The 13,341-nt window shown below is 67.7% G+C and carries 14 protein-coding genes; 2 read left to right on the forward strand and 12 right to left on the reverse strand.

What is annotated here, in order from left to right; all coding sequences use genetic code 11:
* The first annotated feature begins 291 nt into the window (after positions 1–291).
* The gene (gene arfB / locus HKX24_RS01100) at positions 292–714 is read left to right on the forward strand and encodes an alternative ribosome rescue aminoacyl-tRNA hydrolase ArfB (RefSeq protein WP_067267837.1); all 423 of its coding nucleotides are present in this window, start codon (positions 292–294) and stop codon (positions 712–714) included.
* A 3-nt stretch (positions 715–717) separates the two neighbouring features.
* On the opposite strand, the gene cobF is transcribed toward arfB, so the two are convergent.
* Genes cobF through cbiE form a run of 7 tightly spaced genes read right to left on the reverse strand, consistent with a single transcriptional unit; the run spans position 718 to position 6,144 of the window.
* Positions 718–1,467 carry a precorrin-6A synthase (deacetylating) gene (gene cobF / locus HKX24_RS01105; protein ID WP_271692556.1) on the reverse strand — a complete coding sequence of 250 codons (750 nt, stop codon included), beginning with the start codon at positions 1,465–1,467 and terminating at the stop codon, positions 718–720.
* Positions 1,464–1,766, reverse strand: a complete 303-nt coding sequence (locus HKX24_RS01110) for a DUF1636 domain-containing protein (protein ID WP_271692557.1) — start codon at positions 1,764–1,766, stop codon at positions 1,464–1,466. The genes cobF and HKX24_RS01110 overlap by 4 nt, the downstream gene beginning before the upstream one ends.
* Positions 1,763–2,488: a uroporphyrinogen-III C-methyltransferase gene (gene cobA, locus HKX24_RS01115; RefSeq protein ID WP_271692558.1), complete on the reverse strand. Its 726-nt coding sequence runs from the start codon at positions 2,486–2,488 to the stop codon at positions 1,763–1,765. The genes HKX24_RS01110 and cobA overlap by 4 nt, the downstream gene beginning before the upstream one ends.
* Positions 2,488–3,810: a cobyrinate a,c-diamide synthase gene (locus HKX24_RS01120; RefSeq protein ID WP_271692559.1), complete on the reverse strand. Its 1,323-nt coding sequence runs from the start codon at positions 3,808–3,810 to the stop codon at positions 2,488–2,490. Before HKX24_RS01120 ends, cobA begins: the two co-directional genes overlap by 1 nt.
* Complete coding sequence (gene cobM / locus HKX24_RS01125) at positions 3,807–4,592, reverse strand: precorrin-4 C(11)-methyltransferase (RefSeq protein WP_271692560.1); 786 nt, start codon at positions 4,590–4,592, stop codon at positions 3,807–3,809. The genes HKX24_RS01120 and cobM overlap by 4 nt, the downstream gene beginning before the upstream one ends.
* A 5-nt stretch (positions 4,593–4,597) precedes the next feature.
* Positions 4,598–4,966, reverse strand: coding sequence for a cobalamin biosynthesis protein (locus HKX24_RS01130; RefSeq protein WP_271688487.1), 369 nt, complete (start codon positions 4,964–4,966; stop codon positions 4,598–4,600).
* On the reverse strand, positions 4,963–6,144 hold the full coding sequence (cbiE, locus tag HKX24_RS01135; RefSeq protein ID WP_271692561.1) for a precorrin-6y C5,15-methyltransferase (decarboxylating) subunit CbiE: 1,182 nt from the start codon (positions 6,142–6,144) through the stop codon (positions 4,963–4,965). The genes HKX24_RS01130 and cbiE overlap by 4 nt, the downstream gene beginning before the upstream one ends.
* On the opposite strand from cbiE, the gene HKX24_RS01140 reads away from it, so the two are divergent.
* A complete protein-coding gene (locus HKX24_RS01140; RefSeq protein WP_271693864.1) occupies positions 6,143–6,892 on the forward strand; it encodes a cobalt-precorrin-6A reductase in 750 nt (249 codons plus the stop codon). The genes cbiE and HKX24_RS01140 overlap by 2 nt on opposite strands.
* Here the strand turns inward: HKX24_RS01140 and cobJ are convergent.
* From cobJ to cobN, 5 genes are read right to left on the reverse strand one after another with little or no spacing between them, the layout of a single operon-like run.
* Positions 6,868–7,602 (reverse strand): precorrin-3B C(17)-methyltransferase, encoded by a 735-nt coding sequence (gene cobJ / locus HKX24_RS01145; RefSeq protein ID WP_271692562.1) that lies wholly within the window; start codon positions 7,600–7,602, stop codon positions 6,868–6,870. The two genes, HKX24_RS01140 and cobJ, sit on opposite strands and share 25 nt — an antisense overlap.
* Complete coding sequence (gene cobI, locus HKX24_RS01150) at positions 7,599–8,330, reverse strand: precorrin-2 C(20)-methyltransferase (protein ID WP_271693865.1); 732 nt, start codon at positions 8,328–8,330, stop codon at positions 7,599–7,601. The genes cobJ and cobI overlap by 4 nt, the downstream gene beginning before the upstream one ends.
* A 2-nt stretch (positions 8,331–8,332) precedes the next feature.
* Positions 8,333–8,962, reverse strand: a complete 630-nt coding sequence (locus HKX24_RS01155; protein WP_067265689.1) for a precorrin-8X methylmutase — start codon at positions 8,960–8,962, stop codon at positions 8,333–8,335.
* Positions 8,952–10,148 (reverse strand): precorrin-3B synthase, encoded by a 1,197-nt coding sequence (gene cobG, locus HKX24_RS01160; RefSeq protein ID WP_271692563.1) that lies wholly within the window; start codon positions 10,146–10,148, stop codon positions 8,952–8,954. The genes HKX24_RS01155 and cobG overlap by 11 nt, the downstream gene beginning before the upstream one ends.
* Positions 10,097–13,339, reverse strand: coding sequence for a cobaltochelatase subunit CobN (cobN, locus tag HKX24_RS01165; protein ID WP_271692565.1), 3,243 nt, complete (start codon positions 13,337–13,339; stop codon positions 10,097–10,099). Before cobN ends, cobG begins: the two co-directional genes overlap by 52 nt.
* Positions 13,340–13,341: the final 2 nt, after the last annotated feature.

A 13,341-nucleotide genomic window follows, 5' to 3' on the forward strand; every position in this document is an offset into this window, starting at 1 on the left:
AAAAAAAACGCTTTGCGAATTTCAAAACCTGTGCAACGCTCAGGGTGAGTTCAACAAATGTAAAGGAGGTGATCCAGTGTCAAGAAAGGTATTGGAGCGAGGTGTCGGAACAGCCAGCGGGGTTTCCTGCTAGGGCAGCCCCTGGCAATGCAACCACCTGGTGGACGGCGGTCTAACCGATCCCCCTCCTGAAACCATTCGATTGGGCCGCTCCGCAAGGGGCGGCCCATTTCGCATTCCCCCTTCACCCTTATGGCGCGGGCTGGCATGTTGCGGGGGCAAGGAGAGCCCATGCTGCACATCAACGATGACATCGCCATTCAGGATTGGGAGCTGACGGAAAGCTTCATGCGCGCCTCCGGCCCTGGCGGGCAGAATGTGAACAAGGTCTCCTCGGCGGTGGAATTGCGGTTCGAGGCCGCCACCTCGCCCTCCCTACCGCAACCGGTCAAGAACCGGCTGCGCCGTCTGGCCGGACGGCGCTGGACCACCGAAGGCGCATTGGTGTTGCAATGTGACGAGACCCGCAGTCAGGCGCGCAACCGCGAATTGGTGCGCGAGCGGCTGGCCGAGTTGATCCGCCGCGCCCTCACCCCGCCGAAACGCCGCATCGCCACCCGCCCGACGCTGGGGTCGAAAAAGCGCCGTCTCAAGGCCAAGAAGGTGCGCGGCGAGGTTAAGGCGATGCGCGGCAAGGTCGATCCCGACGGTTGAGGATCAGCCGCGCCGCAGCAGGTAGATGTCCATGATCCAACCATGCGCCGCGCGGGCGGCGGCACGGGTGGCAATGATGTCTTCGGCAACCTCGGCCAACGGGCCGTGGCGGATGATCTCTTCGGCCATGCCAACATAGGCGCCCCACCAGATCGTCACCCCCGCAGGCGGCAAGGTCTGAAAGGCGCAATCGCCATCGAGCATGATCACCAGCGTATCGACCCCTTCGGGCCAACCGTGATCGCGCAATTGCCGCCCGGTGGTCACCATGAAGGGCGCGCCGATTTCATTCAGCGGGATCGCATGGGCCGCCGTCAGCCCTTGCAATGAGGTGATGCCGGGGATCACGGTGATGCGGGGCGCGGGTTCCAGCCGCGCGGCGATGCGCAGGGTGCTGTCATAAAGCGACGGGTCGCCCCAGACCAGCAGCGCCACCCGCCGGGCGGTCGGATGCTGGGCCATCGCCCCGCGCCATGCCTCGGCAATCGCATCATGCCAGTGGTCGACACGGGCGCGGTAATCCTCGATCGCCGGGTCGCGCACGGGCAGATCGAAGCCGACGATCTGCACCGCCTCATTGGTCAACACCTCGTCGCAGATGCTCCGCCGTAGTCCCGCCAGATCATCCTTGCCCGCGCCCTTTTGCGGGATCAAGATCAGGTCTTGCGCGTTCATCGCCCGGATCGCTTGCAGCGTCAGATGCTCAGGGTTGCCGGTGCCAATGCCGATCAAAGTGAGTTCAAGCGCGCTCATCCCGGTATCCTCGCAATCGCTTTCAGCCGCAGCCCTCCCAGCACCCGCGCATCGGGGAATTTGCCATCCGGCGACGCGCGGTAGAGGGTCACGAAACGGCACAGGTCATCCATATCCGCCTCGGTGATCTCTCCAAACAGATAGGCCACCTTGCCTGGCGCGCGAAACGCCACCGTCTGCGCCCGCGTGCAGCCTGACATACAGTCGATGCCTTCGACCTCCACCTCGGACAGACCCGCGCGGACCACATCCAGAAAGCCGCCGTCGGCGGTGCAAGAGGTGCAGACAAACGCTTTCACGTCTCGAACTCGGCCAATGGTCCGTAAAAGATCAGCGCGGGCGTGGTGCTGCTGGTGCTTTCCAGATGGCGTGCCAAAGTTTCAATGGTAAAGCGCTGCACCTTCTCCGCCGGGGTCGAGACCGCCTCGGCCAGCAGCGCGGGCGTGTGGCCTGGCAGCCCGTGTTCGATCAAGCGCGCAGCAAGGCCCGCAAAGGTGCGTTTGCCCATATAGACCACGGTGGTCGCCATTGGATCGGCCAAGGCGGCCATGTTCACGTCGCGCGGCAATTCGCCGGTCACATCCGCGCCGGTGATGAATTGCACGCGCCGCGCCGTCATGCGGCGGGTCAGCGGGATGCCTGCGGTGGCGGCGGCGGCAGAGGCGGCGGTCACGCCCGGCACGATCTCGAAAGGGATATCCGCCGCGCGCAGGGCGATGATCTCTTCCTCCAGCCGTCCGAACATGCCGCTGTCGCCGGATTTCAACCGCACGACCTTCAGCCCGGCTTCCGCATGATCGACCAGAACGCGGCTTACATGGTCTTGCTTGGGCGAGGCGCGCCCGGCCCGTTTGCCAACCCCGATCAGGTCCGCATCGGGCCGCGCGTGCTCTAAAATCGGGCCTGCGCTGAGGTCATCGAAGAGCACCACATCGGCCGCCTGCAACCGCGCCACGGCCTTGACGGTCAAGAGCTCCGGGTCGCCCGGGCCGGAGGAGACGAAGGAAACAAAGCCCCCCATCACAGCGCCGCGATCATGTGAAAGAAGGTGCCCGTGGCACGCCCACCCCCAGCGAAATCGCGGACCGAGCCGGTCTCGGGCACTTCAAGATCATTGGCGTCGGTGATCCGGGCCAGCGGGGCATCCGGCTCTGCAAGGATCGTGGCATAGTGGAACTCATGTCCGCGCAATTCGGCCCGTGCCGAATGGCCGGGGATCGGCGCGTTGAGATCGGCTTGACGGTAGCCCAGATGCATCTTGCGTTTGGCGAAAGAGGTCTCCAGCCCCAAAAGCCCCGCCATCTCGTGCCGGGCGCCCTCTTTGTCGATGAGGCCCGCGCCCATCGCCATATAGCCCCCGCATTCGCCGTGCACGGGGCGGGTCTCGGCAAAGGCGCGCAGCCCGTCGCGGAATTGCGCGGCGGCGGCGAGCCTGCCGGCGTGGAGTTCAGGGTAGCCACCGGGGAGCCAGCAGCAATCGGCACTGTCGTCCGGCGCTTCATCGGCGAGCGGGGAGAAGGGCAGAACCTCTGCCCCCGCCGCGCGCCATCCGGCCAAAAGATGCGGATAGACAAAAGCGAAAGCGTTGTCCTGCGCCAGCGCGATGCGCTGCCCGGGCGGGTTGATCTGCGCCGGTGCGGGTGGGTTCTGCAACGTGCCCCGCGCGGCGTCCCGCAGGGCGGGGACATCAACATGGGCCGCGACGAATGCCGCCGCCTGCCCCAACAGATCGGGCAGGTTTTCCTGCTCTCCGGCCTGCACCAGCCCGAGGTGACGCTCGGGCATTTCGATCTCCACCCGGCGCGGCAGCGCGCCGAAGACTTTGATCCCGACAGCCTCCATCCCCGCGCGCACCAGCGTCTCATGCCGGGGGGAGGCGACGCGGTTCAACACCACGCCCGCCAGTTCCACATCGGGCCGCATCTCGCGAAAGCCGAGCGCCGTGGCCGCCACCGATTGCGCCGCACCCGATACGTCGAGCACCAGCACCACCGGCCAGCCCATCAGCGCCGCGACATCGGCGCTGGCGCCATTGCCGCAGGCCCCCGGTTTGGCCACCCCGTCAAACAGTCCCATCGACCCTTCGCCGAGGATCAATTCGGCCCCATCGGCATTGCCGACCAGCCCTTCGATCCGCGCGCGGTCCATCGACCAACTGTCGAGGTTGAAAGACGCCCGGCCCGAGGCCGCCGTGTGAAAGGCTGGATCGATGTAATCGGGGCCGCTTTTGAACGGCTGCACCGCGACACCTTCGGCGCGCAGCGCAGCCAGCAGCCCCAGCATCAAGGTTGTCTTGCCGGTGCCGGAGGCCGGGGCGGAGATCAGCAGGCCGGGCGGGATCATGAGGAGGTCTCCGGAAAGCGCGGCTCGGCCCCGACGGGGCGGAAGCGGCGGTCATAATCGGCGGCGTAAAGGCGGCTCTCGCCGAAATCCTCGGCCCCGATGGCATGGCCCACGAGGATCAGCGCGGTGCGGGCCATTTCCTCGCCCACTTCGGTGCGCAGGGTCGCAAGCGTCGCTTTGACGATGCGCTGATCGGGCCAGCTTGCACGCCAGACCACGGCGACGGGGCAATCGGCACCGTAATGCGGGGTCAGTTCTTCGACGACTTTATCGAGCACATGCACCGACAGATGGATGGCCAGCGTCGCCCCGGTGCGGGCGAAATTGGCCAGCGTCTCGCCTTCGGGCATCGCCGTGGCGCGGCCCGAGGTGCGGGTCAGGATCACCGATTGCGCCACGCCCGGCAGGGTCAGCTCGGCCCCCAGTTCCGCGGCAGCGGCTGCAAAGGATGGCACCCCCGGCGTCACGTCATAGGCGATGCCCATCTCGCGCAAGCGGCGCAGCTGTTCGCCCATCGCCGACCAGACCGACAGGTCGCCCGAATGCAGGCGCGCCACGTCATGACCTGCGGCATCGGCGGCGGCGATTTCCTCTATGATGTCATCCAGCGACAGCCGTGCGGTATTGACGATCCGCGCCCCTTCGGGGCAGTGGCTCAGCAACGCCTCGGGCACCAGCGACCCGGCATAGAGGCAGACCGGGCAGGCCGCGATCAGGTCGCGTCCGCGCAGGGTGATGAGATCCGCCGCCCCCGGCCCGGCCCCGATGAAATGTACAGTCACGGTATCTATCCTTTCCTCTCGGCAATCGCCGCAGTGGCCATGGCATCGCCCGAAACGACGCGTTCGGCAACCAATACCGCCCCCGGTCCGGCGGCGGCCAATGCCGCGGCCTCGGACAGGGAGCCGGTGCCGAAACGGTCTTCGATCCGAGCCGATTGCGTGGGGGTTATCATGCGGGCCAAGTCTTCGGTGGTGATGCCAAGCCCCGGCACGCCCAACTCTTGCGCGAATTCGCGGAAGACGGTGGCGCGGGCCTTGGCGGCTTCGGTCACCAACGCGTCGATCTTGGTGCCATCGGGGTTGGCCCGCTCCAGCGCGTCGCGCAATGACGCCACGCTTGCCGCGCCCCGAAATCCGATCCCGGCCATCCTCATAGTGTCACGCTCCATTGTACCACGGGCCGCAGCGGCTGCCAGCCGCGCATCCGGCCCAAAGGTGCGGCCTGCGCCAGTTCGATCCGCAACAGGTTACCGCCATGCTCCGCTTGCAACTGCGCCAAAAGCGCTTCGGTTTCCAGCGTCACACCGTTGGCGACCAGCCGCGTGCCCGCTGGTAGCGCAGGCAAGAGGGCATCGTAAAGCGCCGCGTTCCCGCCGCCGCCGACAAAGACCACGTCAGGCAGAGACTGCCCCGCCCAGACCTCTGGCGCGCGGCCATGAATTGTTTGCATACGCGCGTTCAGGCCGAAATCTTCGATATTGCGGGTGATATTCTCGACCCGCGCGGCGTGCTGCTCAAAGGCGATGGCGCGTCCACCGGCAAGACAGAACTCGACCGAGACCGAGCCGCTCCCCGCGCCGATGTCCCACAGCAACTCGCCGGGCCGAGGGGCGAGGGCCGACAGCGTCAGCGCCCGCACCGGCGCCTTGGTGATTTGGCCGTCGCTGGCAAAATGGTCATCCGACAGGCCGGGGGTGCGCGGCAGGCCGATGCCCTTGGGCAATTCCACCCCGACCGCCACCGGCGCTTGCACATCCGTCAGATCGAAGCCATCCGCCTGCACCGCCCGCACCCGCGCGTCGGGGCCGCCCAGCCGTTCGGCCACATGCAGCCTGGCCGCGCCTGCGCCCTGTGTGCAAAGAAACTCCGCCAGCGCCGCAGGGGCTTTCCCATCGCGCAGCAGGCAGATCATCCGCCCCTTGGGACGCAGGGCACCGCGCAACTGCGCCAGCGGTGCGGCGTGAAGCCCATGGCAGGTAATCTCCTCCAACCGCCAGCCAAGCGCATTGGCCACCAGCGAGAAGGTCGAGGGCGCGGGCAGGCTGTGCCATTCGTTGGGCTGCAACGCGCCGACGATGCTGCGGCCCGCGCCGAACCAGAAGGGATCGCCCGACACCAGCATCACGACGCGCTTGCCACGCTCGGCCAACACCGGCTCGACAGAGAAGGGCACGGGCCAAACCCGACCGCGCGCACCTGCGCCTGCCCGCTCCAGATGCCGCGGCCCGCCAAAGATCACCTCGGCCTCTGCCAGCGCCGCGCGACTTGCCGGGGGCAAGGCATCCGCGCTATCGTCGGGCATTCCGATGATGCTGAGCCAGGGGTCACCCATTATGCGCGTCCTTCTTTTGGGTGGCACCACCGAAGCCAGCGCCTTGGCCAGCGCCTTGGCCAAAGCCGGGATCGACGCGGTGTTTTCCTATGCCGGGCGCACAGACAGCCCCGTGGCCCAGCCCCTGCCCACCCGCGTAGGCGGCTTCGGGGGCGTGGCGGGGCTGGTGTCCTATCTCAAAGCCGAAGCGATCACCCATGTCGTCGACGCCACCCATCCCTTTGCCGCGGGGATGAGCAACAATGCCTTCGTCGCCTGCGCCCGGCAAGACCTGCCGCTCGTGCGGTTCGAGCGCCCCGCTTGGGAGGCGCAGGAGGGTGACGACTGGACCTTCGTGCCCGACGTCACCGCGCTGCCCGCGGCCCTGCCCGACAGCCCGGCGCGGGTGTTTCTGGCCATCGGCAAACAACAACTGGCGCTTTTCGCTGCGAAACCGCAGCACCGCTACCTCCTGCGCCTCGTCGATCCGCCGCGCGACCCGCTGCCGCTGCCGCGGGCGACGGTCGTGCTGGCGCGCGGGCCTTTCGACGTGGCCGGGGATACCGCGCTGATGCAGACCCATGCGATCACCCATGTGGTCGCCAAGAACGCCGGAGGCGCTGGCGCGCGGGCCAAGCTGGATGCCGCCCGCAGCCTTGGCCTGCCGGTGATCTTGGCCGAGCGGCCGAAACTGCCGGGCGAAGTGGCCGCCAATGATGTGACCGAAGTGATGCATTGGTTACATCATACCGCGCTGCGCGGCGTATAGACATAGCGCCCGACCCGCCGCGTCGCGGAATTGCCGACGATCACCACGGTGCGCATATCCGCCATCTCGGGCGTCGCCTCGCCCAATGTGACGGTGTTGAACGCCTCTTCCGGCGTGGTCACGGCGCGGGCGAAGGTGATCAGCCGGTCCGGCCCGCATTCGGTGCGCAGGATGTCCAACGCCTCGGCGAATTGGTGCGGGCGGGATTTGCTGCGGGGGTTGTAGAAAGCCATGGCGAAATCCGCCCGGGCCGCCATCCGCAAACGGTGCTCCACCATCGCCCAGGGCTTGAGGTTGTCGCTGAGGTTGATCGCGCAGAAATCATGACCCAAAGGTGCCCCAAGCCGCGCCGCCGCCGCCAGCATCGCCGTGATACCGGGCAGCACGCGGACGTCGACGCCTTCAAACGCCGGATCCCGCTCCACCGCTTCGAACACGGCTGAGGCCATGGCAAAGACGCCCGGATCACCCGAAGAGACCACCACCACCCGGGCACCTGCCTGCGCCAGTTGCAGCGCATGGGTCGCGCGGTCCAACTCCACCCGGTTGTCGCTGGGGTGGAGAGTCAGCCCGTCGCGCGGGGCGACGCGGGCGACGTAAGGGATATAGCCGATGACATCGGTGGCCTGCGCCAGCGCCTCGGTCACCTCGGGCGTCACCAGCGCGTCGTCGCCGGGGCCGAGGCCCGCGATATAGAGAATGCCGCTCATGACTCCGCCTCCGGTCTGCGGCCTTGGCCATGAACCAAGACGATCGCGAAATAGGGGCAGTCGTCATCCGCCACGTCAGAAAGCCTTGCCACCCGCTGGTCGGGCATGGTGCCGCGTTCGACCAGCCAAGCGTCCTCCAACTTGCCCGCCGCCGCCAGCGCGCGGCGCACGGTCGGCAGGTTGCGGCCCGTCTTCATCACCACCAGCGCATCGGCGCGTTTCATGTGGTCGGTCAACTCGGCCTCGGGCAGCGTGCCCATCAAGACGGTGACCACGTCGTCGCCCCAAGTGAAGGGCGTATCGAGCGCGTTCCAGCAGCCCACCATGCCGGGGATCGCGGGCAGCACCTCAACCTCGGCGCGGCCCTGAAGCCGCGTGTGCAGATGCATGAAGGAGCCGTAGAAGAAGGGATCACCCTCGCAGAGCACGACGACCTCATGATCCTGGGCCAAGGCTTCTAGCCGGTCGGCCCATTCCTCGTAAAAGGCGACCATCTGGGCGCGATACTCGGGCGAATCAAAGCGCAACTCGGTGGTGACGGGATATTCCATCGCATATTCGATGACGTCGTCGCGCAGCATCCCTTCAACGATGCGGCGTGCTTGGCCCGCGCGGCCTTTCTTGCGAAAATAGGCCAGATGCCGCGCACCGCGAATGGCACGGTCGGATTTCACACTCATCAGTTCGGGGTCGCCGGGGCCAAGGCCCGCGCAGATTACCTTGCCCATCGTCATTCCACCCTGCTGGCCAAGGCGTTCACCGCCGCCACGGTGATCGCCGAGCCGCCCAAACGCCCCTGCACGATCATCGAGGGCACCGGCAGGTCCTGCATCAAAGCCTCTTTCGATTCCGCCGCGCCGATGAAGCCCACCGGGCAGCCGATGATCGCCGCCGGGCGCGGGCAATCGGGGTCTTCGAGCATGTTGAGCAGGTGAAACAGCGCCGTGGGCGCATTGCCGATGGCCACCACAGCACCTTGCAGATGGGGCCGCCACAGTTCCAGCGCGGCGGCAGAGCGTGTGTTGCTCATCTTCGCGGCCAGTGCTGGCACCGAAGGGTCGCGCAGTGTGCAGATCACCTCATTCTCGCGCGGTAGGCGTTTGCGGGTGATGCCTTCGCTGACCATATAGGCGTCGCAGAGGATCGGTGCGCCGTCCTCCAGTGCCGCCCGCGCGGCCACGGCCATGCCTTCGGAAAAGCGGATGTGCTCCTCCAGCCCGACCATACCCGCGGCATGGATCATGCGCACGGCGACGATCTCTTCCTCCGGGGTGAAACGCGCCAGCGCCGCTTCGGCGCGGATGGTGGCAAAGGACTGGCGGTAAATCTCGGCACCGTCGGTGATATAGCTATGGGGCATCGGCGGACTTTCTAAGGTGAGAGGCGATGGCGGCGGGGGTCAGCCCGCGCAGATCAGGGATGGCATCGGCGCGGCCATCGTGGATGAGGTCATAGCGCTCTGGCGCGGTGGCGGTCAGGGTGAGGTCGGTAGCGCGCGGCGCGGCGCAGCCCTTGGCGCAGCCCGAGACATGCAGGCGTTGCCCCTTCGGCACCACGGCGGCAAGGCGCCGGGCCAGCCCGCGCGTCTCACCCCGGCCCTGTGCACAGCCCGGCGCGCCGATACAGGCAACGACGCGCAACAGCGGGTCATCGGCGGCGGTGATGAGACCGGCCAGACCAGGCAGGCGCGGGGCACCTTCGATCAGCAGCCGCCGCCACGGGGTCAGGCGCAGCGGGGCAAGCTCGGCGAGCGCGGCAAGCGTCTCGGCCTCCATCTGCCCAAAAGCACAGGCGACAAGCGCCCCGGCTGGGTAGAGGCCGGGGGCGGGTGTGCCCTGCCCTGTCTGACGCGGGCAGTCAAAACCGGCGGGAAGCGGCGCCCCCGTGGCCGTGGCGCGCGCGGCGCGGGTCACCCCCTGCGCGCGCACCCATTCGGCCAGCACGATGGCATCGGCCACTGCAGTCGCACGGGTCACGGGCTTGCCCCGCGTTGCCCCTTCAATGCAGAGCAGCAGTTGCCCCTCCGCCGAGCGCTCGAACCGGATGTCGGCGGGATCGGCGTGCAACACCGGCTGCGGCCCTGCGTCGACCGCATAGCCGAATTTGGCGGAGACATCCGGCAGCGCATGGGCCTGCGCGGCGGATGAGAGGGCATGGCTCAGGAATTCGGTATCATCGCCCGCCTGCCAAAAGGGGCTGACCATGATGTTGCGCCGTCGCTCCGTCCGCTCATCCACATCGATCAGCGCCAGCGCGCGCAGCGCCTCGTTCAGCCCTTCATGCCGCGCGGGATCGACGCCGCGCAGTTGCAGATTGCCCCGGTTCGACAGGTCGAGCATCCCGTTGCCATAGCGCGTGGCCAGCCCCGCCACGCCGCGGGCTTGGGCCGGGGTCAACCGCCCCTGCGGCACCCGCAGGCGCACCACCAGCCCATCGCCCGAGAGCATCGGGCGCAACGCACCGGGGCACCAGCCCTTGATCGCCGGGGCCGCGCTCACGTCACCCCGTCCAATGTGGCCGAGATCGAGTTGCGGCGGGTCAGCCATAGGCCGGACTCGCGCAGCGCTGCGAAACGGTCGCGCATGGTTTGCAAGGCGGCGGGGTTCTCGGCCTCCATGAAGGCCACGAGATCTTCGCGCCCCAGTGTGGCGTCGAAATAGAGGTCGAAGAGATGCGCAGGCACCTCGCGCGTCAGATGCGCAAAGGCAGCAAGGTTGTCGAGTGTCGCTGCCACCTCTGCCGCGCCGCGGAAACCGTGGCGCATCATGCCGCTGGCCCAGCCGGGATTGGCCGCACGGGCGCGGACGACGCGGGCGATCTCTTCGGGCATGGAGCGCGCGCGCGGGCTGCCTGCGCGGGTGTGGTCAAGATGGTACATCGCCGGTTTCTGCGCGCCCAGATGCGCCATCGCGGCGGCAAAGCCGCCTTCGTGGCTGGCATAGTCCGAGGCCAGCAGGATATCGCTTTCGGCCAAGTCCTGCACATGGGCGAAACCATCGGCGCGGTGCAACTGCGCCTCCAACGCGGCGCGGTCCTGATGCGCCTCCCCTTGGGCGTTGATCGCCCATTCTGACCCCGCGAGCCACGCCTCACCCGCTGCGGCGCGACCCGCGTCGGAATAGTCTTGCAAGGCCGCTTCCATATTCACGCCGTAAAGGCCCGGCTTGGGGCCAAAGACACGGGGGGTGCGGGTGAGATAGGGGTTCATATCCGGCGCTTCTTCGCGCTCGGTCAATGCCGCCGCCCCGGCTTCGAAAAGCTGCGCGAGGCCGGGAAAGACATCGCGGAACAGGCCCGAGATGCGCAGGGTCACGTCGATGCGCGGACGGTCCAGCAGGGTCAGCGGGATCACCTCGAAACCCGACACCCGCTCACTGCCCTCATCCCATTTCGGCGCGATCCCGGCGAGATGCATCGCCATGGCGACCTCTTCGCCCGCCGTGCGCATGGTGGCCGAGCCCCAAAGGTCGATCACCAGCCCGCGCGGCCAGTCGCCATTGTCTTGCAGATGCCGCCTGAGCAGTTCCTCGGCCAGTTTCACCCCCTGCGCATGGGCGGCCCGGCTGGGCACCCCGCGCGGATCGACGGCATAGAGGTTGCGCCCCGTGGGCAGCACATCCGACCGCCCGCGATAGGGCGAGCCAGAGGGCCCGGAGGTCACGCGCCGCCCCGCCAGTGCGGTCAGCAGCCCGTCCCATTCGCCCGCCCCCGCGCCGAAGACGTGCAGGCCATCGCCGTATTGGCTTTCCTTAATGTCGCAGACGAAGGCGTCGATCCGGGTTAGCGCCTCGGCCGAGGAACTGGCGGCGTCGAGGCCGAGGTCATCTTCCACCCCCGCCGCCTGCGCCTCGGCGCGGATCGTGTCGACCAGCCGGTCGCGGCGCGCGGGGTCAAGCCCATCGGCGGTGGAATATTCATCCAGCAGCCGTTCCAGCCGCAACAGCCCATCGGGTGTTTCACTGTCTTTCAGCGGGGGCGGCAGATGGCCGAGCGTCACCGCCCCGATGCGCCGCTTGGCCTGTGCCGCCTCCCCCGGATCGTTAACGATGAAGGGGTAGATCACCGGCAGATCACCGGTCAGCGCCTCGGGCCAGCAATCGCCCGAGAGGGCCACCGCCTTGCCCGGCAGCCACTCCAGCGTGCCGTGCGCGCCGATATGCACCAGCGCATGATGCCCCTGCGCCCGCAGCCAGAGGTAGAAGGCCACATAGGAATGCCGCGGCGTGCGGGCGAGGTCGTGATAGCTGTCTTCGCGGTCTTGCAGATCGCCCCGTTCGGGTTGCAGCGCGACCAGCGCGTTGCCGCAGGTTTGCGCCGCGAAGTGAAAGGCGCCGTCCTGAGCCAGCGGGTCATCCTCAGCCTGCCCCCATGCCTGCGCGAGGTCATCGCGCAGCGCCTGCGGCAGGCTGGCCAGAGCGGCACGGTAGTCAGCCAACGGCCAAGTGATGCGCTGCTCGGTCAGGCTGCGGCCAAAGCCGATCTGCGGCGTGACGCCATAGCCCTCACCCGCCAGCCGCATCAACATGTCTTCGACGCTGGCCAGCGCATCAAGGCCGACGGCATGGGCCAGTTGATCGTCCCGCCCCGGATAGGTCGAGAGCACCAGCGCCAGTTTGCGCGTGTCCGCAGGGGTTTGGGCCAGCCGCTGCCACCCCATCACGCGGGCGACGACAGCCTCGATCCGCGCCTCTTCGGCGCGGTGGGCAAAGCGGGAGTATTGCAGATCGGGGTCGCGCTTTCCGGGGCTCTTGAAACTGACGACGCCACCGAAGATGCGGCCATCGACCTCGGGCAAGACCACATGCATCGCCAGATCGGCGGGGGAAAGGCCGCGCTCGCTCTCGTCCCAATCCCGCCGCCGGGCGGTGGAGAGGGCCACCTGAAACACCGGGCAGCCCGGCGCGTCGAGCGGGGAGGTGCCATCATCCCCGCGCCCCGAAAAGGCGGTGGCGTTGACGATGGCCACGGGTTTCATCGCCGACAGCGCATCACCCAGAAAGCCCCGCGCGGGATCGGATTTAAGCGAGGGCACGAAAAGCCCGATCGCGTTCAGCCCCGCCGCCCGCAACGCGCGGATCAGCGCATCGACGGGCGCGGTATCGGCGGCCAGAAGATAGCTGCGGTAGAAGGTGACCGCGACGGTATCCCCTGCCACGTCGGCAAAAGGCACCACGCCCTGATCGGGGTCGTAATAGCCGCAGTCGGGCACCGTTTTCGTGCCCATGACCGGCCCGGCGTAAAAGCCCGCCGCCAGCGCCATCTGTGCCAGCGCGGCCTGCGCCGCCACCGGCCCGCCCGCGTCGCAGAGATGCGCAAGACGGCGCAGCGTGGAAACCGGCAAAGTCGAATGCGCGTCGAGCCCCGGATCCTCGCGCCCATCGGCGGGCAAGACGGCCAGCGCGATATCATGGCGGCGGGCGAAGTCTTGGACCTGCATGATGCCGTAGGGCCAGTAATTCTCCCCCCCGATGAGGCGGATCAGAATGCCCTTGGCCCCGGTCAGCGTCTGTTCGATGTAGTTGTCGACCGAGGCCGGGTGCCGCAGCGCCACGAGGTTGCACAGCCGCAGCGAGGGCAGCTTCCCCTCCTTGCCGCCGCCGCGGTGCCAGCCTGCCGCGAAAGCGCCGAGGTCACTGTCGGAAAACGACAGCACCACCAGATCGGCGGGGGTTTGCCCCGGATCATAGGGGGTGTCGGTATCCTCCAACCCGTGGCTTTCGCGAAAGACGACATGCATGG

The organism is Sulfitobacter sp. M85 (assembly GCF_029285915.1).
Lineage (GTDB): Bacteria > Pseudomonadota > Alphaproteobacteria > Rhodobacterales > Rhodobacteraceae > Sulfitobacter > Sulfitobacter faviae.